Raw genomic sequence first — 19496 nt, forward strand, 5'->3', positions numbered from 1 at the left:
GAACAATACAGTCTTGGCCGACGGTCAGGCCATGCCCTCGCTGTCGAGGGCGTAGCCGGCCGAGCGGACCGTGCGGATCAGGTCGGGCGCGTCGGCGAGGTTGATCGCCTTGCGCAGGCGCCGGATATGGACGTCGACGGTGCGCGGCTCGATGTCGCTGTCGCGGCCCCAGACCGAATCGAGCAGCCGCTCGCGCGAGAAGACGCGGCCGGGATGCTCGAGGAAATGCTTGAGCAGCCGGAACTCGGTCGGCCCCAGGCTGATCGGCGATCCGCCGCGGCGGACGCGGTGGCTGGCGGTGTCCATCTCGATGTCGGCGTAGGACAGCCGCTCGCCGGCCAGCGCCGGACGGACGCGGCGCAGCACCGCGCCGACGCGCGCGACCAGCTCGCGCGGGCTGAACGGCTTGGTGACATAGTCGTCGGCGCCGGTTTCGAGGCCGCGCACGCGATCCTCCTCCTCGCCGCGCGCGGTGAGCATGATGATCGGCACGTTGGCGGTGTCGGCCAGCCGGCGCAGGCGGCGGCAGACCTCGATCCCCGACACGCCTTCGATCATCCAGTCGAGCAGCACCAGGTCGGGCGGGGTCTCGCGCGCCAGCAGGATCGCCTCCTCGCCGTCGGCGGTGCGCTCGACCTCGAAATCCTCGCGTTCGAGGTGCCAGCTGACCAGTTCGGCGAGCGCCGCGTCGTCCTCGACAAGCAGTACCCGAGCACGTGCCATCAAATATCTCCGCTGAGCGGGTCTTCGCCCTTCGCGCGTTCCGCCATCTGCTGGCCGGTCGCCGCGAAATAGACCATTTCGGCCACGTTGGTGGCATGATCGCCGATCCGCTCGATATTCTTGGCGATGAACAGCAGATGCGTCGACGCCGTGATATTGTGCGGATTTTCCATCATGTAGGTGAGCAGGGTGCGGAACAGGCTGTTGTAGAAATCGTCGACCGCCTTGTCGCGCGCCGCCACGGCCACCGCCGCCTCGGCATCGCGCAGCACGAAGGCGTCGAGCACGTTGCGGACCATCTCGGCCGCGATCTTGCCCATCGCCGGCAGCACCGCCATCGCCTCCATGCCGCGCGCTTCCTGGAGCAGCGCGATCCGCTTGGCGATGTTCTTGGCATAGTCGCCCATCCGCTCGACCACGCCGGCGATCTTGAGCGCGGCGAGCACCTCGCGCAGGTCGTCGGCCATCGGCGCGCGCAGCGCGATCAGCCGCACCACCTGGCGCTCGACCTCGGCCTCGAGCTCGTCGATCCTGCGATCGCCCTCGACGATGCGGACGGCGGATTCGAGGTCGCGATTGACCAGCGCCTCGAGCGCGCCGATGATCGCCGCCTCGGCGCGGCCGCCCATCTCCGAGATCAGCGCCCGGAGCTGGCCGAGATCCTCGTCGAACGCCTTGACGGTATGTCCCGATGCCATCGCTTCACTTCCCTTCGGCTCCGGGGGCCGGCGCCGCCTTGGCGCGGCCTATGGGAGCTAGTTGTTGCACTATGATGACAATGCATCCCCCGACAAAGCCGGAAATGTTACAGTCACGGTCGTGCCCTTTCCGACCCGCGAGGCGATGTCGAGCACCGCGCGATGCCGTTCGGCGATATGCTTGACGATCGCCAGGCCGAGGCCGGTTCCGCCGATCGAGCGGCTGCGGCCGGCATCGACCCGGTAGAAGCGCTCGGTCAGGCGCGGCAGATGCTCGGCCGGCACCCCCTCGCCCTCGTCGGCCACGCGGAGGCGCACCTTGCCCTGCATCGAATCGAGCAGCACCCGGATCGGTGTCCCCGATTTGCCATATTTGATCGAGTTGCCGATCAGGTTGTGGAGCAGCTGGGCGATCTGCACGCGATCGGCGCGGACGTCGGGGACGCGGGCGATGGTCAGCTCGATCCGGTCGCGGTCGCCGTCGTCGCGCATGCCCGAGCGGATCACCCCCACCACCTCCTCGACCACCGGGCCGAGCGCGAGCGGGGTCTGCGGCGTCGAGAAGCGATCGGCCTCGATCCGCGACAGCGAGATCAGGTCGTCGACGAGCTGCTGCATGCGCTTCGCCTCGCCCATCATGATGCCCAGGAAGCGCTGCCGGATCGCGGTGTCCTCGGCGCCGCCGCCCTCGCCCAGCGTCTCGATGAAGCCGATGATCGTCGCCAGCGGGGTGCGCAGCTCATGGCTGGCATTGGCGACGAAATCGACGCGCATCCGCTCGGCGATCCAGCTTTCGGTGCGGTCGCGCAGGGTGACCAGCCTGGCGCCGCCGGCGATGTGGCGGACGCTCATCACCCAGCGGCGGTCGGCCTCGCCGATCCCGGCGATCTCGACCGGGGTCTCGGTGTCGCGGTCGGAGGTGATCAGGTCGGCGGCGGCGGGATGGCGCAGCGCCAGCCGGAAATCGCCCTGCACCCGCTCCGCCCCGAACAGCCGCCGGGCGGCGTCGTTGGCGGTCACGATCCGCTGCCGCTCGATGATCAGCAGCGCGTCGTCGACGGCGTCGATCACCTCCTGGGTGCGATCGGGCAGGTCGAGCACCGGGGCCGGGATCAGTGCAGGCGGCTCGTGCGGCGATGCCCCCGGCAGCCAGGCGAAGAAGGCGGCGATCACGCCGACCACCAGCGCCGCCGCCATCGGCGCGGACAACAGCCAGGCCGCCACCGCCACCAGGCCGAACGCCGAAACGGTGCGAATGCCCCTGCCGCGCTGCTTCACGGCGCCGTCCTCGCCGATATCCGGCAGCGGTTCATGCTTCATCCGTCCCCATTATAACCGAATTGTGAATTCTATCGGACATAAAAGCCAGCCCGACATTCCGGCCTCGCCTCGATCGGCGATTGGCGGTAAGACGGCGGGACGAGTGGGGGATGATTATGCGTACCGAGGATGACCAGCCCGAAGCGGAGCGACCCGACGACGCCGCGCCCGAGCAGGCGGAGACCGCGCAGACGCGCCGCGCGATGCTGCGGATAGGCGCGCTCGGCACCGCCGCCGTGGTGACGGTGCGTCCCGGCATCGCCCATGCCGCGGTCTCGGCGCTGACCTGCCAGATCCCGGTGCCGCAGAGCAGCCAGTCGAACAAGTGGATCAAGAACAACGGCGACGTGGTGAACCCCAACACCGCCAACAGCTACAAGCCGCCATCGTCGCCGCTGAAGGGCGAGGACGTCAAGAATTCGCTGAAATACGGCACCAGCTATCCGGGCTACAGCTCGCAGCAGACCGACGCCTACAACAAGTACATCAAGAAGCTGACCATCGGGAAACAGGGCTATACCTGCTATGCCTCGCTCCAGAGTCCGGGCCGCCAGTAAGGCCGCCGGCCATGGCTGACCGGTGACGATCCCGACCTATCGCAGCGACTTCCCCCAGGATTGCCGGACGCACCCGATCGACGGGCTGACCCTGGTCTTCCACCGGCCGTCCGGGGCGACCCACTTCCTCGACAGCCCGCTGCCCGAGATGCTGGCGCTGCTCGCCGCCGCGCCGATGGACGCGGCCCGGCTGACCGCCGAACTCTGCGCGACGCTCGGCCTGCCCGAGGACGACGAGGCGCGCGCCGTGGTCGAGGCGCGGCTCGCCGACCTCGTCGCCATCGGCCTGGTCCAGCCCGGCTGATGCACGGCTTCGACGTCAGGGTGGGCCCGATATCCTATCGGATCGGATCGGCCTGGGCCGCGCCGATCGTCGCGCTGCGCCGCCTCTACGCCGGCTATCCCGCGCCGGACGAGGGCATCGCCACGGTGACGGCGCGGATCGGCCCGCCGCGCCCCTGGCGCCGCTGGATCCGCCCGCAGGTCGCGATCGAGGGCGACCACAGCCTGCCCGACACGGTGCCGATGGCGTTCGACCACGCCCTGCTGGCGATCGAGATGGCGATGAACATGCAGGTGGCGCTCGGCGAGTGCCGCCACCTGCTGATCCACGCCTCGGCGGTCGAGCGCGGCGGCAAGGCGCTGATCATGCCGGGCGATTCCGGCTCGGGCAAATCGACCCTCGCCGCGCTGCTGGCCGAGCGGGGCTGGCGGCTGCTGGCCGACGAGTTCGTGATGATCGACCTGGCGACCGGCCGGGTGATCCCCTTCCCCCGCGCGATCAGCCTGAAGAACAGCGCGATCGCCGAGGCCGAGGCGCGGATCGCCGATCCCGCCCGTTTCGGTCCGCATCTGAGCGCCACGCCCAAGGGCGAGCTGCGCCACCTGCGCCCCAACGCCGAGGCGATCGCCCGGATGGACGAGCCGGCCGAGCCGGCGCTGATCCTGTTCCCCTCCTACGGCTTCGAGCCGGCCAGCGACGGGGTCAGCCGGTCTGAGCTGTTCATGCGGCTGACCGAGGGATCGACCAACTATATCGCGCTCGGCGAGCCGGCCTTCGACCATGTCCTGCGGATCGCCGGGACGATCCCCGCCGCGCGCTTCGCCTATCCCGACACCGACAGCGGCATCGCGATCGTCGAGCAGTTCTGCGCCGAGGCCGGCCTGTGAACCCTCCGGTCATGAGGGATGCGCGCGCGCTGGCGGCCGCGCTTGCCGATCCGGTCTCGACGCTCGGCCTCGCGCCCGACGGCTGGACGAGCCTGCTCGCCATCGCCCGCGCCGAGCGGCTCGACGGCAGCCTCGCCTATCGCCTCGCCGACATGCCGCTGCCGGCGCCGGTCGCCCGCGCGCTGGAGGATGCCCGCGCGCGGGCCGAATTCGGCCGGACCCAGGCGCTGTGGGAGGTCGAGATGGCGCGCCGCGCGCTCGCCCCGCTCGGCATCGCCCCGATCCTGCTCAAGGGCAGCGCCTTCGCCTTCGCCGGCCTGCCCGCCGCGATCGGCCGCGTGGTCGGCGACCTCGACGTCCTGCTGCCGCGCGACCGGCTCGACGAGGCCGAGGCGGCCCTGCTCGCCGCCGGCTTCGAATGGGCGAAGGACGATGACTACAGCCAGGCCTATTATCGCCGCTGGATGCACGAGCTGCCGCCGCTGGTGCATCGCGATCGCGGCGGCATGATCGACGTCCACCACAGCATCCTGCCGCTGACCGCGCGGCGCCGGCCCGACGCCGCCGCGCTGATCGAGGACAGCGTCGAGATCGCGCCGGGGCTACGCATCCTCTCCCCCGCCGACATGATCGTCCACGCCGCGACCCATTTGTTCGCCGACGGCGACCTGGCCGGCGGGCTGCGCAACCTGTGGGACGTCGACCGGCTGCTGCGCCTGTTCGCGGCGACGCCCGATTTCTGGACGCGGCTCGACGCGCGCGCGCGCCGGCATCAGATGGTCGAGCCGGTCGCCCTGGCGCTGCGCCTCGCCGACCGGCTGTTCGCGACGCCGGTCGAACCCCGCCTCGCCGGCCACGACCGGATGCGCGACACGCTGTTCGTCCGGCGGCTGCTCGCGCGCGACGGCTGGGGCCGCGCGACCCGGCCCTTCAACCGGCTCGGCTTCTACGTCCGCTCGCACTGGATGCGGATGCCGCCGCTGATGCTGGCCCGCCACCTGTGGATCAAGGCGCGCGCCAAATGAGCGGCCCGCTGACGATCCGCGAACTTCCCTGGACCGATCCGGCCGAGTGGTTCGCCCGCCTGGCCGACCGGCCGGGCATCGCCTTCCTCGACAGCGCCGCCGAGGGCGATCCGCGCTCGGCGGCCTCCTATGTCGCGATCGATCCGGCCGAGGAGGTCGTGCTCGCCGACGGATCGATGGACGACGCACTGGCGGAGCTGCGCCGGCTGCACCGCCCCGACGACGCGCGAGGGCCCCTGCCCTTCACCGGCGGGCTGATCGGCCTGCTGTCCTACGCGCTGGGCCCGAGCGCGCTGGGCGTCGCCAGCCGGCACCCGCGCGATCCCGAGCTGCCGGCGCTGGTCGTGCGCCGCTACGACCTCGTCCTCGGCTTCGATCATCGGGCGCGCCGCTGCTGGGCCTTCGCCCGGCCCCGCGCCGGGACGAGCGCCGACGCGCGGATCGATCGCCTGCTCGCCGCCACCGCGCCGGCCGCCGAAGCGGAAGCCGCGCCTCTCCACTGGATCGAGGAGACCGGCCCCGAACGCCACGCCGCGATGCTCGGAACGACGCTCGCCTATATCGCGGCGGGCGACATCTATCAGGCGAACATCAGCACCCGCTTCGTCGCGGAGCGGCCGCCGGGCCTCTCGCTCGCCGCCGCCTATCGCGCGCTGCGCCGTCGTACCCCGGCCCCGTTCGCCGCCTATCTCGACCTCGGCCGGGGCTGCGCGCTGCTCAGCGCCTCGCCCGAGCGCTTCGTCCAGTGCGACGCGGGCGGCGCGATCGAGACGCGGCCGATCAAGGGCACCGCCCCCCGCGCCGCCGACCCCGAAGAGGACCGACGGACCGGCCAGCGACTCGCCCGCTCGGCCAAGGACCGCGCCGAAAATCTGATGATCTGCGACCTGCTGCGCAACGACCTGTCGATCGTCGCCGAGGAGGGCAGCGTCACCGTCTCGCAGCTCGCCCGGCTCGAGGGCTTCGCCTCGGTCTGGCACCTGGTGTCGGCGGTCCATGGCCGGCTCCGGCGGGGACGCGACGCGATCGACCTGATCGCCGCGACCTTCCCCGGCGGGTCGATCACCGGGGCGCCGAAACGCCGCGCGGTGGAGATCATCGACGCGATCGAGGATTCGGGGCGCGGCCCGTTTTTCGGGATCGTCTTCGCGCTGGGAACGGACGGCGCGATGGACAGCTCGATCATCATCCGGTCGATCGCCGCCACCCCGACCCGGCTGGTCGCGCGCGCGGGCGGCGGCATCGTCGCCGACAGCGCGCCGGCCGCCGAATATGCCGAGCTTCGCGCCAAGGTCGACCCGGTGATCGCCCCGCCGCCATCGCCGTGCGACGACGGTTGACGAAGCCTATTGACACGATATTGCAGGCATATTGAAACAGGCGTACCGAACTGTTACATGGTAGTCGTAGACAAGGATGGACTGCCGGTGGCTGCATCGAAGAAGGCCGATTGTTGTGGCGGCGACATGACGGGTCTCAAGAAGACCGCAGCGACTCGCGTGTTCGAGGCGGCGCGCGATCTTTTCTACCATCGCGGCATCCGCGCCGTCGGCGTCGACGAGATCGTCTGCAAGGCGGGCGTGACCAAGCCCAGCCTGTATCGCGCCTTCGCCTCCAAGGATGATCTGATCGCCGCCTGCCTGGAAGAAAGCGGCCGCGAAAGCCGCGCCGCACTCGAATCGGTGCTGGAGGAAGGCGGCGAGAATCCGCACGACAAGCTCCGCGCGATGATGCGCCATTTCGCCCGCAAGATCGCCGCCCCCGATTTCCGCGGCTGCCCGATGAGCAACACCGCGGTCGAGATTCCCGAGCCCGGCCATCCGGGCCGCACCGTCCTCGAAAATTGCAAGGCCGACATGCGCGCGATGATCGCGGCCGTGACCCGGCAGCTCGACATCGACGATCCCGAGGAGCTGGCCGACGGGCTGATGCTGATCATCGAGGGCGGCATGGCGACCCATCACATCTTCGGCAGCCAGGGCCCCTGCGCGACGATGGTCGCGGCGAGCGACGCGCTGATCGACGCCTATCTGGCCAAGCGCCCCGCCTGACGAACGGCGGAAGCCCGCCTCTTTTCCTTTCATTTCGCTGACGAGTCCGTTCCCGCCGGGTTCAGCCCCGCCGTGCGATTCGGGAACCTGTGCTGGCGCCGATCATTGACGCCGCCACGACCGATATTCGGAAGTGAGAGTGAGAAGGAGAAATCCGATGCGTACACCGATCATCCTGGCGCTGATGGCTGCGGTCGCGGTTCCGTCGATCGCCCAGGCCCAGTCGCTGCGCGAGGCGCGCGAGAGCCAGCGCGACGTCCGCGAGCAGCGCCGCGACCTGCGCGACGCCCAGCGTTACGGCGACCGCCACGACGTCCGCGACGCGCGCAAGGACCTGCGCCACGCCGAGCGCGAGGCGCGTGAGGACTGGCGCGACTATCGCCAGTCGCACCGCGACGTCTATCGCCGTCCCGCCTATGTCGGCCCGCGCGGCTATGCCTATCGGCCGGTCGCTCCCGGCCATCGCTTCGCGCCGGCCTATTACGGCTCGCGCTATGTGATCAACGACCCGTGGCGCTATCGCCTGCCGGCCACCACCGGCGTGAACCGCTGGGTCCGCTACGGCAATGACGTGGTGCTGGTGAACGTCCGCACCGGCCGCGTCGTCCAGGTCCATCGTTCCTTCTTCTGGTAAGGCGACGACGCCTGTCGGCCCCGGCATCCCCGCGATGCCGGGGCCGCTTGCATGTACTGTGTTAGGGGAATAGCACGGAGGCATAACCTCATCAGGATGCCCCCTTCCATGACCCTTCGTCCCATGCTGCTCGCCGCGACCTTCCTGGCGGCCATGAGCCCGATGCTCCTTCCCGCCGCCCGGGCCGCCGAACCCGCCGCCTCTTCCGCCGAGGACGCCGCGCTGACCAGGCTGTTCCACGACAGCGACGAAGCGTCGCTCAAGCGCAATCCGATCAGCGGCATGTTCCGCGGCGACATGCGCTATGCCGGCCGGCTCGGCGACTATGTCAGCGACGACTATTATGCGGGCGAGAAGGCCGCCGCCGAGGCGGACCTCGCCGCGCTCCGCAAGATCGACCGGTCGAAGCTGACGCCCACCGACCAGATCGCCTACGACGTGTTCCAATGGCAGACCGAGATCACGCTGAAGGGCTTCGCGCCCGACCTGATCGACGTCACCAAGGTCCAGCCGGTCGATCATTTCTCCGGCTTCCACACCTTCTATCCGGGCTTCGCCTCGGGCGGCGGCGCGGCGCCGTTCCACACCGTCCAGGACTATGAGAACAACCTGCAGCGGCACCGCGACTATGTGGTGATGGTCGACCGCTGGATCGAACGCTTCCGCCAGGGGATGAAGACCGGCGTCGTCGAACCCAAGCTGGTCGTCAACAACATGATCGACCAGCTCGACCTGCAGATCGCGCAAGGGGTCGAGGGCTCGACCTTCTACGGCCCGGTCAAGGAATTCCCGGCCGGCATCCCCGCCGCCGACCAGGCCCGGCTGCGCGCCGCGACCGCCGCCGCGATCCGCGACGGCATCCTCCCCGCCTATCAGCGCTTCCGCGCCTTCCTGAAGAACGAATATCTGCCGGTCGCGCGCGACAGCGTCGGGCTGGTCGGATTGAAAGGCGGCGACAAGCTCTACGCCCATCTGATCGAGGTCAACACCACCCTGCCGCTCAAGGCCGAGGACGTCCACCAGCTGGGCCTGAAGGAGGTCGCGCGGATCACCGCCGAGATGGAGAAGATCAAGGCGCAGGTCGGCTTCAAGGGCAGCCTTGCCGAATTCTTCGTCTATCTGCGCGACGATCCCAAATTCCAGCCGCCCAGCGCCGAATGGCTGCGCGACGAATATTTCCGGATCGGCAAGCGCGTCGACCAGCGCATCCCCGAGCAATTTTCGCTGGTCCCCAGGAGCCCGCTCGAGATCAAGGCGGTCGAGCCCTATCGCGAGAAGACCGAGGCGGGCGGCAGCTATCAGCAGGGTACCCCCGACGGGTCGCGCCCCGGCGTCTTCTACTACAACACCTACGACCTGAAATCGCGGACCACGCCGGGCATGGAGACGCTCTACCTGCACGAGGCGGTGCCGGGCCATCATTTCCAGATCAGCCTGGCGCAGGAGAACACCGCGCTCCCCGCCTTCATGCGCTTCGGCGGCAACACCGCCTTCGTCGAGGGCTGGGCGCTCTATGCCGAGACGCTGTGGAAGGACCTCGGCATGGAGACCGATCCCTATCAGCGCTTCGGCGGCCTGTCGGACGAGATGCTGCGGGCGATGCGGCTGGTGGTCGACACCGGCATCCACGCCAAGGGCTGGAGCCGCGACCAGGCGCTCGACTATATGCTGACCCATTCGAACATCGGGAAAGCCGACGCCACCGCCGAGGTCGAGCGCTACATCGCGATTCCCGGCCAGGCGCTCGCCTACAAGATCGGCGCGCTGACCATCCTCAAGCTCAAGGCCAAGGCAAAGCAGGAGCTGGGCACGAAGTTCGACCCGCGCGCCTTCCACGCCCAGGTGCTCGACACCGGCGCGCTGCCGATGTCGGTGCTGGAGGCGAAGATCGACGCCTGGATCAAGGCATCGAAATAGGCGCCGCCAATCGCCCCCAAGCGCGTCATCCCGGCGAAGGCCGGGATCTCCCTTCTTTGGGCGTCCATTCCAACAGCCTCGAAAAGGCAGGGAGATTCCGGCTTTCGCCGGAATGACGGAAGGGAAGAAGCGAAGCCGTCCCCCCGTGGCCGCGCCGCCTGATACGCAACGGCGCGGCCGACATGCGCGTCGCCGCCATGCCGGTCCGAAAGGGGATGGACCGGCAGCGTAACGCCGATCGCGGACAAGGGTTTCCCGCCCGCCGAAATTATCGCGTCAGGCCAGCGCCTCGGCGATCAGGCGGCGGCTGTTGGCGATCCCGTAGAGGGCGATGAAGCTGCCCATGCGCGGGCCCTGCTCGGCGCCGAGCAGGGTCTCGTAAAGCGCCTTGAACCAGTCGCGCAGCGAGGCGAAGCCATGGGCCTCCTCCTTGCCGATCGCATAGACCTCGTTCTGGATGTCCTCGGCCGAGGCGTCGGCCGGCATCGCCGCCAGCTTCGCGTCGAGCGCGCGCAGCGCCGCCGCCTCATTATCGGTCGGCTTGCGGCGCTTGAGCGTCGGCGCGACGAAGTCGCGATGATAGGCGAGCGCATGGCCGATCAGCCGGTCGAGCTCGGGATATTTCGCGGCCGAGGCGTCGGGCACGTAATTGGCCAGATAGCCCCACACCTGCTCCTTCGACGCGTCGCCCATCACCCCGACGAGGTTGAGCAGCAGGCCGAAGGTGACCGGCAGCACATTGTCGGGCACCGCGTCCCCGGTCGCGCCGTGGATGTGGTGGACCGGATTGCCGAGCTTCTGCTCGATCGGCTGGCCGGGATAATTGCCGCGGAACTGCCAATAGTCGTCGACCGCCCTGGGGATCACGCCCATGTGGAGCTGCTTCGCCTTCTTCGGCTCGCGATAGGCGTAGAAGGCCAGGCTCTCCTCGGGCCCGTAGGTCAGCCATTGCTCGAGGCTGAGGCCATTGCCCTTCGACTTGGAGATCTTCTCGCCCTTCTCGTCGAGGAACATCTCATAGTTGAAGCCCTCGGGCGGGCGGGCGCCCAGCTCGCGCGCGATCTTCGACGACTGGATGACCGAGTCGATCAGGTCCTTGCCCGACATCTCGTAGTCGACGCCCAGCGCGACCCAGCGCATCGCCCAGTCGACCTTCCACTGGAGCTTGGCCTTGCCGCCGAGGATCGACTGGACGACCGTCTCGCCCTCATCGTCGAAGCGGATCAGGCCCTGGTCGGCGTCGACCACCTCGACCGGCACCTGCAGGACGACGCCGCTCTTCGGGCTGATCGGCAGCACCGGCGAATAGGTCGCCTGCCGCTCCTTGCGCAGCGTCGGCAGCATGATCCCCATGATGCCGTCATAATGGCGCAGGATATCCTTCAGCGCTTCGTCGAACTGGCCGCTCTCATAGGCCTCGGTCGAGGAGCGGAAGTCATAGTCGAAGCCGAAGCGGTCGAGGAATTCGCGCAGCATCGCGTTGTTGTGATGCGCGAAGCTCTCATATTTGCCGAACGGATCGGGGATCTTCGTCAGCGGCTTGCCGAGATGGGCGCGCAGCATCTCCTGGTTCGGCACGTTGTCCGGCACCTTGCGCAGCCCGTCCATGTCGTCGCTGAACGCGATCAGGCGGGTCGGGACGTCCGACATCTCCTCATAGGCGCGGCGCACCATCGTCGTGCGCAGCACCTCGTTGAAGGTGCCGATATGCGGCAGGCCCGACGGGCCGTAGCCGGTCTCGAACAGCACATGCCCCTTGGCCGGCGCGCCCTTCTCATAGCGCTTGAGCAGCTTGCGCGCCTCCTCATAGGGCCAGGCCTTGGAGACGAGCGCGGCTTCGCGCAGGGCGACGGGGGTGATGCTGTCGGTCATATGGCGCCCCTGTAGCGACAGACCGACCAAAAAAAAACCGTCATGCCGGCCGAACACCCATTCCTCCCCGCGCGCAGCGGGGGGAGGGGGGCGTAGTGCGTCACCATGCCGGGGGCATGGTGAAAGCGCGAAGCCGGCTGCGAAGCAGCCGTGGGCCGAAGGATGGTGGAGGGGTAGGCGCGCAGCGCCAGCTTCGCCGGCGCCCCCTCCACCGCCTTCGGCGGTCCCCCTCCCCCCGCTGCGCGTGGGGAGGAACTTGAACAGAAGCTGTTCCCCAATCGTTCCTGAGCCCCTACATATCGAGTCGAATGTCCCCCACCCTTCCCTATCCCGCGCTCTACGCGACCCATGGCGGCATCTGGATCGCCGGGCCGGATGGCGAGGTGCGCGGGATCGGGCGGGGCGAGGCGGCGGCGCGGGCGGCGGAGATGCCGATGATCGTGCTCAACGCCGCCGTCACCGCCGCCCGGCTGGGCATCGCCGACTTCTCCGGCCTCGACCTGCTCGAGCTGTTCGCCTTCGTCCATCCCGCGCGCTTCGCGGTGCCGACCCCGGCGGGGCTCGCCCGCGCGCTGGGGCTGGCCCCGCCGGTCGACGACGCCCGCGCGCCCGCCTTCCTGATCGCGGCCACGCAGGCGCTGCTCGCGCGGATGGGCGAGCCCGATGGCTGGGCCGAGGCCTATGGCGCGTGGAACAGCGCCCAGTCGCTCGCCCGGCTGCGCTGGCCCTGGTCGGCGGCGATCGGCCGGGTGCTGGCCGCGCCGGCCCGGCCCGAACGCGGCCTGTTCGCGCGCCTGCCCGAATGGGACGAGGCCGGCGGCCGGCCGCAGCCGCGCAACGTCCAGCTCGGCGAGGCGGAGACGCTCGACCGGCTCGCGCGGCTCGTCGGCGAGGGCGCCGAGGCGCGCGACGGGCAGAAGCTCTACGCCGCCGCCAACGCCCGCGCCTTCGATCCGCGCTTCGGCGAGGGACGGCCGAACATCGTCCTCGCCGAGGCGGGGACCGGGATCGGCAAGACGCTCGGCTATCTCGCCCCCGCCTCGCTCTGGGCCGAGCAGGCCGACGGGGCGGTGTGGATCTCGACCTACACCAAGGCGCTCCAGCGCCAGCTCGACAAGGAGACCCGCCGGATCTTCCCCGACCCGGCGGTGCGGCGCGAGAAGGTCGTCGTCCGCAAGGGGCGGGAGAATTATCTCTGCCTGCTCAACCTGGAGGATGCGATCCAGGGCGGCTTCCAGAACCGCGCGGCGATCCTCGCCCAGCTCGTCGCGCGCTGGGCGATGTACACGCGCGACGGCGACATGGTCGGCGGCGACCTGCCCGGCTGGCTGCCGACGCTGTTCCGCCGGGCCGGATCGACCGCGCTGACCGACCGGCGCGGCGAATGCGTCTATGCGGGCTGCCCGCACTACCGGAAATGCTTCATCGAGCGGGCGGCGCGCGCCTCGGAAGGCGCCGACATCGTCGTCGCCAACCATGCGCTGGTGATGATCCTCGCCCAGCGCCGCGCCGACGAGGGCCACCCGCTCGGCCGAATCGTGTTCGACGAGGGGCATCACCTGTTCGACGCCGCCGACTCGACCTTCGCCGCCGCGCTGACCGGGCAGGAGACGATCGAGCTGCGGCGCTGGATCATCGGCCCGGAGGCCAAGGCGCGCGGGCGGCGGCGCGGGCTGTCGGCGCGGCTGTCCGACGTCGCCAGCTATGACGAGGAGGGCGCGCTCGCGATCGAGGCGGCGTCGGCGGCGGCGACGCTGCTGCCCGCCGACGGCTGGCTCGGGCGACTAAGCGAAAACCTGCCGCTCGGCCCGGTCGAGCGGCTGCTCGCGGCGGCGCGCGCGACCGTCTATGCGCGGGCGAACGCGCAGGACGCCGGCTATGGGCTGGAGACCGATGTCGGCGAGCCCGATCCGGCGCTGATCGACGCCGCCCAGCCCGCGATCGAGGCGCTGGAGAGCCTGATGCGGCCGATGGCGCGGCTGCGCCAGCGGCTGGCGGCGGTGATGGACGACGCGCCCGACTGGCTCGACGGCCAGGCGCGGGCGCGGATCGAGGGCGCGATCGCCGGGCTCACCCAGCGCGGCCAGCTCGTCGCCGCCTGGATCGCGATGCTCGCCCGGCTCGGCGGCCCGCTCGACCCCGACTTCGTCGACTGGCTCGCGGTCGACCGGATCGAGGGGCGCGAGATCGACATCGGCCTCCATCGCCACTGGCTCGATCCCTCGCGCCCGCTGGCGGAGACGGTGCTCAAGCCCGCGCACGGCGTGCTCGTCACCTCGGCGACGCTGCGCGACGGGGAGGACTGGACGATCGCCGAGGCGCGCGCCGGCACCGTCCATCTCGACCATGCGCCCCGCCACATCGCGGTGCCGAGCCCGTTCGACTATGCCGCCCATGCCGAGGTGCTGGTCGTCACCGACCTGAAGCGCGGCGACGTGGCGCAGCTCGGCCAGGCCTATCACCGGCTGATCGCGGCAGCGGGCGGCGGGACGCTCGGCCTGTTCACCGCCATCTCGCGCCTGCGCGCCGTCCATGCCCGCATCGCCGACCGGCTGGCGCGCGACGGGCTGCCGCTCTACGCCCAGCATGTCGACCCGATCGACACCGGAACGCTGGTCGACATCTTCCGCGACGATCCGCACGCCTCGCTGCTCGGCACCGACGCGCTGCGCGACGGGGTCGACGTGCCCGGCGAATCGCTGCGGCTGGTGGTGATGGAGGGGGTGCCCTGGCCGCGCCCGACCGTGCTCCACGCCGCGCGCAAGGCGGCGGGCGGCGGCAGCGTCCACGACGACCGCATCGTCCGCGCGCGGATGCGGCAGGCGTTCGGGCGGCTGATCCGCAGCGCCAGTGATCGAGGCCATTTCGTCCTGCTCGGCGCGGCGACGCCGTCGCGGCTGCTCGACGCCTTCCCGGGCGGGGTGCCGGTGCTGCGCGTCACCCTCGACGAGGCGGTGGCGCGGATCGCGGCAGCCGCCGGCACCCGCCCGACGGCCGATGCCGGCGCGTCAGGCGACGTCCTGCCGGGACTGGCCGAATCCTAGCGCGACGAACCAGCCCGCAACCCCACAGCCGCCGAGCCAGATGAAGAAGGCGGCCGCGTCGCCGCTCAGCGCGCACATGAGGCCGGGCAGGCAGGCGAGCGCGGCGAGCAGCCGGCGGGTCCGCACGCTTTGCCCCCCGCCCGGCAGCCGGGCGGTGCGGCGGCGCTTGGGATCGCCGCGGCCGAGGATGAGGATGATCGCCGTCGAGAAGGCGATGGCGAAGATCGGGATGAGGATCGGGACCAGCATCGCGCTCACTCCGCCGGCTGGAGCGCGGGCGCGGTGGCGGCCCGGCGCAGGCGATCGCCATGGAGGCGCCACAGCATCCAGCCGCCCGCCAGCACGAAGGCGATGTCGAGCGCGACGATCACCGGCTGGCCTTCCTCGATCGAGCGCGCCCAGCCGGGACCGCCCGTCGCAAGGCGCAGGATCGGCAGCGCGATCATGGTCGCCGCGGTCGCGCTCTGCACGATCGCGTCGAGCAGCGCGTTGGAGCGCAGCACGACGCCGCCGAGGATCGCGAGCAGGCAGGCGCCGACGAACGCCGCCGGGGTCCAGAACACCGCGCCGCCCAGCGGCATCGCGACCAGGAAGGCCGCGGCCGACACCAGCAGCGCGAAGGGCAGGCCGAAGCCGACCACCGTCACGGCGCGTTCGAGCCAGCCGAGCGAGCGGGCGCCTTCGCGGCGGCGCGCCAGCCAGAGGCGCAGGCCGGTCAGGGTGACGTAGCACATCGCGAAGCCCAGCCCGAACCACACCGCCTTGGAGACGATCCCGGCGAAATTGCCGAAATGGATCGGCGCCATGACCGCCGCCAGGGTGCCGCCGGCCGAGGGCCGGGTACCGATCGACGGCTTGACCCGCTCGAACGCGCCGGTGGCGCCGCTGTAGAGCAGGGTCTGCGGCTCCAGCCCGCGCTCGCGCGGCGGATGGAAGCTGGTCACCTGCGAATCGGCGCGGCCGAAATTCTCGATCGTGACGAAGGTCGGCGCCTCGCCCGTCCGCCGGATCGAATCGGCGGTGATGCGATCGAGATTGCCGACGCCGACGATCCGGGTGTCGGGCTTGGCCGGGTTGCCGAACACCGCGTCGTTGAGCGCCTGCACGTCGCCGCCGAACGCCGCCATCGCTACGATCGGCACGCCGATCGTGCCGAAGAAGGAGAAGAAGCTGCCGGTGAAGGCGAGCAGGAAGGCGAAGGGCAGGCTCCAGGTGCCGGCGACGCTGTGGCGGTCGCGGTCGACCAGCACCGGATTGGCCTTCCGCCGCAGCGTGAAGATGTCCTTGAACAGGTGCCGGTGGATCAGCAGGCCCGAGACCGCCGCGACCAGCATGGCGAGGCCGAGGATGCCGGTGAGGATCAGCCCCCAGGGGTCGGGGACGTGCAGGCGGACATGGGTGTCGACCAGGAAGCTGCTCAGCGCGTCGTCGTTGCGCGGGCCGAACACCTCCTCGCCGGTGCCGTGCCGTTCGCTGGCGATCCGGCCGTCGCGATCGAGCTGGTAATAGATGCCGCGCGCGACGAGATCGCCGTCGGCGTCGGTCTCGTGCCGGTGGAAGAAGACGCCGAGATTGTGATCGCCGATCTCGAACAGGTCGGCGCCCTCATGATATCTGGCGGGGGTGCGCCGGCCGAGCTCGCGCACGGTGGCGTCGATCGGCCGCTCGAACGCCGAGCTGGTCTCGATATGCCCGGCCGACCATATGCCGATCTCCTCGGCGAACACCGCCACCATGCCGGTGACGACCACCGCATAGAGCAACAGGCCGAGGATGATGCCCGACCAGCCATGGACGGCCACCATCAGCTTGGTGTCTTCCTTCTGCAGGTGGATCATCGGCGTGCCTCCCCGGCGGCGGCCGGCTGGCCATGGGATCTGGTATCGAGGAACTTGTTCGCGACCAGCCCGGCATGGACCGCGAACAGGCCGACCGCGACGAGCGCGACCCGCCCGAGCCGCGAATCGAGGCAGGCATGGAAGAACAGCGCCGCCCAGATCAGCGGCACCAGCACCAGCGGCAGGACGAGATTGTCGATCCCCGCCGCGCCGCCGGGCAGCCACAGCGCCATGCCGGCCATCACCACCAGCGCGACGATCACCGCGCCGGGGCCCGCAAAGCCGATCCTGATCCATCCGCGCATTCTGGGCGACATTGACGACCCTTGCCTCCGTTCGACGGCGGCCCTGCCACGCGTTCGAAATTATGCTGTTGCGACTCGATATTAGTTACAAGCCCAATGCGCAAGTGGATTGCTATTGCGTTTGATTCGCATTAGCCAGCCGCCCGACGGCCGGGAACACCGGCAGCGACGAATTGGGGAAAGCGCATGTCGTTCAACAACAGGATACTCGCCGCGCTGATGGGCTCCGCCCTCGCCATGCCGGCCTTCGCGGCCGATGCCGATGCGGACGCCGCGCCGAACCGCGACGACATCATCGTCCTGGGCCAGCAGATGAAGGCCGCGCCCAACGCCGGCAAATCCGGCGTGCCGCTGATCGAGACGCCCCAGGCGATCTCGATCATCTCGACCGAGCAGCTCAAGGCGCGCGGCGTCGTCCGCCTCGCCGAGGCGCTGCGCGGCGTCGCCGGCGTCTCGCGCAGCAGCACCTATGGCTATTATGACGCCTATCAGATCCGCGGCTTCGACGCGGCCTATGGCAGCGTCTATCTCGACGGGCTGATCAGCCAGAACGTCGCCGGATCGAACAACGAGCTCGCCGGCCTCGAACAGATCGAGGTGGTGAAGGGCCCGGCGTCGATGCTGTTCGGATCGGCGCCGCTCGGCGGCATCATCAACCTGGTCAGCAAGCGGCCGCGCGACGACGACTTCGTCGATGTCGGCCTCGCCACCGGCTCCTACAATCTGGTCGAGGGGACGGTCGACGCCAACATGCGGCTCGACGCGGCGGGCACCCTGCTCGCGCGGCTCAACCTGGTCTATCGCGACAGCAACGACTTCGTCCGCTTCGCCGACAAGAATCGCATCCACATCGCCCCGGCGCTGACCTGGCGGATGGGCGAGGACAGCGAGCTGACCCTGCTCACCCGCTACGAGCGCAACCATGACTCGCCCTGGTCGCCGGTCTCCGCCTGGGGGACGGTGCTGCCGAGCGCGCATGGCAAGCTGCCGATCGACTTCACCATCAACGGCAAGGATTCGAAGGCGATCCACAACCAGCGCTATTATCATCTCGGCTACGCCTTCAAGCACCGCTTCTCGGACGCGCTCTCCTTCGACCAGACGCTGCGCTACACGGACCGCAAGGTCTATTGGAACAACTGGATCTTCTGGGCCGGCTTCGTCGACGGCGCGGTGGTCGACGGCGTCCAGCAGGGGCATGTCGCCGGCCGCTACGTCTACGGCCCGTTCCGCCAGCGCGACAAGGACCTCTCCACCGACGGCCATTTCACGCTGAAGGTCGAGACCGGCCCGGTCAGCCACGAGATATTGGTCGGCCTCGACTATCGCCGGAACCGCAGCCGCTTCGCCGATGACGGCGGCAATTTCGATCCGACCGCCAACCCGCTCGACATCCTCGCCCCCGACTATGATCGACCCTTCGTCCACGATCCGGCGGCGGCCTATGGCGGCGGCGGCAAGTCCGACCAGACCGGCCTCTACATCCAGGACCATGTCCGCTTCGGCGAGCGCGCGACGCTGACCCTGGGCGGCCGCTATGACTGGGCACACAGCGACGGCGGCGTGAAGGACCACAAGTTCAGCCCGCGCGTCGGCGCGACCTACGTCGTCCTGCCCGGCGCGTCGCTCTATGCGAGCTGGTCGAAATCCTTCGTGCCGCAGGCCGGCTCCTTCACCGTCGCCGGCGACGCCCTGCCGCCCGAGACCGGCCGCAACATCGAGACCGGCATCAAGGTCCAGAGCCCCGACAGCCGGCTGACCGGCATGGTCTCGATCTTCGAGCTGACCCGGCAGAACGTCGCGACCGAAGACCCGGCCAACCCCTTCTTCTTCATCAGCACGGGCGAGCAGCGCAGCCGCGGCGTCGAGGTCGAGGCGACCTGGCGGCCGACCCCGGCCTGGACGCTGTCGATCGCCTATGCCTATCTCGACGCGAAGATCACCAAGGACAACCTCCTCCCGGTCGGCGCGCGGCTGCAGAACGTGCCCAGGCACAACCTCAACCTGTTCGGCGAATATGTCGTGCCGCAGGGGCCGCTCGCCGGCCTCGGGCTGAACCTCGCCTTCCAGTACAACAGCGACAAGATCGGGGCGAACTATCCCGAGGATGTCGACGGCGACGGCGTGCCCGATCCGATCGCGGCCTTCAGGCTGCCCAGCTATGCGCTGGTCGACGCCGGTATCTCCTACCGCTTCGGGCCGTGGGGCGTCCGCCTCAACGTCAACAACCTGTTCGACAAGCGCTACTTCCCCGACGCCTGCTGCGTCGACCGCGTCACGCCGGGCGAACCGCGCAACTGGCGCCTCTCGCTCACCCGCAGCTTCTGATCCCGGAGCCCGTC

General features: G+C 69.8%; 17 protein-coding genes. 10 read left to right on the top strand and 7 right to left on the bottom strand.

Annotated features, from left to right (window positions below; genetic code table 11):
* Window positions 1-24: 24 nt before the first annotated feature.
* The 3 genes from phoB to HRJ34_RS13885 all read right to left on the bottom strand — a co-directional run bounded on the left by phoB (window position 25) and on the right by HRJ34_RS13885 (window position 2741).
* Window positions 25-723 carry a phosphate regulon transcriptional regulator PhoB gene (phoB, locus tag HRJ34_RS13875; RefSeq protein ID WP_012049762.1) on the bottom strand — a complete coding sequence of 233 codons (699 nt, stop codon included), beginning with the start codon at window positions 721-723 and terminating at the stop codon, window positions 25-27.
* Entirely contained in the window at window positions 723-1421 is a 699-nt protein-coding gene (gene phoU, locus HRJ34_RS13880) for a phosphate signaling complex protein PhoU (protein WP_012049761.1), read from the bottom strand. Before phoU ends, phoB begins: the two co-directional genes overlap by 1 nt.
* A gap of 69 nt (window positions 1422-1490) precedes the next feature.
* Window positions 1491-2741, bottom strand: coding sequence for an ATP-binding protein (locus tag HRJ34_RS13885; protein ID WP_012049760.1), 1251 nt, complete (start codon window positions 2739-2741; stop codon window positions 1491-1493).
* Between the two features lie 116 nt (window positions 2742-2857).
* Here HRJ34_RS13885 and HRJ34_RS13890 point away from each other — a divergent pair, with 116 nt between their 5' ends.
* The 8 genes from HRJ34_RS13890 to HRJ34_RS13925 all read left to right on the top strand — a co-directional run bounded on the left by HRJ34_RS13890 (window position 2858) and on the right by HRJ34_RS13925 (window position 10095).
* Entirely contained in the window at window positions 2858-3298 is a 441-nt protein-coding gene (locus HRJ34_RS13890) for a hypothetical protein (RefSeq protein ID WP_037505821.1), read from the top strand.
* Between the two features lie 22 nt (window positions 3299-3320).
* The gene (locus HRJ34_RS13895) at window positions 3321-3602 is read left to right on the top strand and encodes an HPr-rel-A system PqqD family peptide chaperone (protein ID WP_030091621.1); all 282 of its coding nucleotides are present in this window, start codon (window positions 3321-3323) and stop codon (window positions 3600-3602) included.
* Entirely contained in the window at window positions 3599-4468 is an 870-nt protein-coding gene (locus tag HRJ34_RS13900; protein ID WP_404947172.1) for an HprK-related kinase A, read from the top strand. Before HRJ34_RS13895 ends, HRJ34_RS13900 begins: the two co-directional genes overlap by 4 nt.
* Before the next feature lie 11 nt (window positions 4469-4479).
* Entirely contained in the window at window positions 4480-5493 is a 1014-nt protein-coding gene (locus HRJ34_RS13905; protein WP_016744239.1) for a nucleotidyltransferase domain-containing protein, read from the top strand.
* On the top strand, window positions 5490-6833 hold the full coding sequence (locus tag HRJ34_RS13910) for an anthranilate synthase component I family protein (protein ID WP_208631528.1): 1344 nt from the start codon (window positions 5490-5492) through the stop codon (window positions 6831-6833). The genes HRJ34_RS13905 and HRJ34_RS13910 overlap by 4 nt, the downstream gene beginning before the upstream one ends.
* A gap of 126 nt (window positions 6834-6959) precedes the next feature.
* Window positions 6960-7544, top strand: a complete 585-nt coding sequence (locus tag HRJ34_RS13915) for a TetR/AcrR family transcriptional regulator (RefSeq protein ID WP_016744241.1) — start codon at window positions 6960-6962, stop codon at window positions 7542-7544.
* 157 nt (window positions 7545-7701) lie between these two features.
* Window positions 7702-8178, top strand: coding sequence for an RcnB family protein (locus HRJ34_RS13920; RefSeq protein WP_012049753.1), 477 nt, complete (start codon window positions 7702-7704; stop codon window positions 8176-8178).
* Window positions 8179-8286: 108 nt separating this feature from the next.
* A complete protein-coding gene (locus HRJ34_RS13925; protein WP_208631529.1) occupies window positions 8287-10095 on the top strand; it encodes a DUF885 domain-containing protein in 1809 nt (602 codons plus the stop codon).
* 276 nt (window positions 10096-10371) lie between these two features.
* On the opposite strand, the gene HRJ34_RS13930 is transcribed toward HRJ34_RS13925, so the two are convergent.
* Window positions 10372-11967 (bottom strand): lysine--tRNA ligase, encoded by a 1596-nt coding sequence (locus HRJ34_RS13930; protein ID WP_208631530.1) that lies wholly within the window; start codon window positions 11965-11967, stop codon window positions 10372-10374.
* A 308-nt stretch (window positions 11968-12275) separates the two neighbouring features.
* On the opposite strand from HRJ34_RS13930, the gene HRJ34_RS13935 reads away from it, so the two are divergent.
* Window positions 12276-15011, top strand: a complete 2736-nt coding sequence (locus HRJ34_RS13935; protein ID WP_208631531.1) for an ATP-dependent DNA helicase — start codon at window positions 12276-12278, stop codon at window positions 15009-15011.
* Here HRJ34_RS13935 and HRJ34_RS13940 read toward each other — a convergent pair.
* The 3 genes from HRJ34_RS13940 to HRJ34_RS13950 are packed head-to-tail and all read right to left on the bottom strand — an operon-like array spanning window position 14976 to window position 17154.
* A complete protein-coding gene (locus HRJ34_RS13940; RefSeq protein WP_208631532.1) occupies window positions 14976-15260 on the bottom strand; it encodes a hypothetical protein in 285 nt (94 codons plus the stop codon). The two genes, HRJ34_RS13935 and HRJ34_RS13940, sit on opposite strands and share 36 nt — an antisense overlap.
* A gap of 5 nt (window positions 15261-15265) precedes the next feature.
* Window positions 15266-16849, bottom strand: coding sequence for a PepSY-associated TM helix domain-containing protein (locus HRJ34_RS13945; protein WP_208631533.1), 1584 nt, complete (start codon window positions 16847-16849; stop codon window positions 15266-15268).
* Entirely contained in the window at window positions 16846-17154 is a 309-nt protein-coding gene (locus HRJ34_RS13950) for a hypothetical protein (protein WP_148218954.1), read from the bottom strand. Before HRJ34_RS13950 ends, HRJ34_RS13945 begins: the two co-directional genes overlap by 4 nt.
* A gap of 186 nt (window positions 17155-17340) precedes the next feature.
* On the opposite strand from HRJ34_RS13950, the gene HRJ34_RS13955 reads away from it, so the two are divergent.
* Window positions 17341-19482, top strand: a complete 2142-nt coding sequence (locus tag HRJ34_RS13955; protein WP_208631534.1) for a TonB-dependent siderophore receptor — start codon at window positions 17341-17343, stop codon at window positions 19480-19482.
* The last annotated feature ends 14 nt before the right edge of the window (window positions 19483-19496 follow it).

The organism is Rhizorhabdus wittichii (assembly GCF_017607425.1).
Taxonomy (GTDB): Bacteria; Pseudomonadota; Alphaproteobacteria; order Sphingomonadales; family Sphingomonadaceae; genus Rhizorhabdus; species Rhizorhabdus wittichii.